The following is a 347-nucleotide window of genomic DNA, read 5'->3' on the forward strand; positions in this document are numbered from 1 at the left end:
GTATTGGTTCGCTACTTGATTGCCTCTAGTTTATTTATCGCATACGCCCTATGGCCCGGGAGTAAATTTCGCTTACCTCACAAAGAAGACATCATAAGGATTTTTATACTCGGCTTTATAGGAATAAGTGTATATCATATTGGGGTTACTTTTGGTGAAATGACCATCACTGCAGGTGAAGCAGGAATGCTCATTGGCTCAGCTCCTATCTTCACAGCGATCATAGCTATTCTTGTATTAAAGGAGCGCTTAAGCTCATTCGGATGGATTGGGTTAGGGGTTGGTTTTTTAGGGATTCTTCTCATTACATTAGGTTCTGCAGGTCCATCTCTGACAATCTCTACAGG

General features: G+C 41.8%; 1 protein-coding gene. It reads left to right on the forward strand.

What is annotated here, in order from left to right; genetic code table 11:
- Positions 1-15: 15 nt before the first annotated feature.
- Positions 16-347: EamA family transporter (locus KH400_RS22980; protein WP_246590008.1), on the forward strand; the 332-nt coding region annotated here is incomplete at its 3' end.

This window comes from Desertibacillus haloalkaliphilus, assembly GCF_019039105.1.
GTDB classification, from domain to species: Bacteria; Bacillota; Bacilli; order Bacillales; family KJ1-10-99; genus Desertibacillus; species Desertibacillus haloalkaliphilus.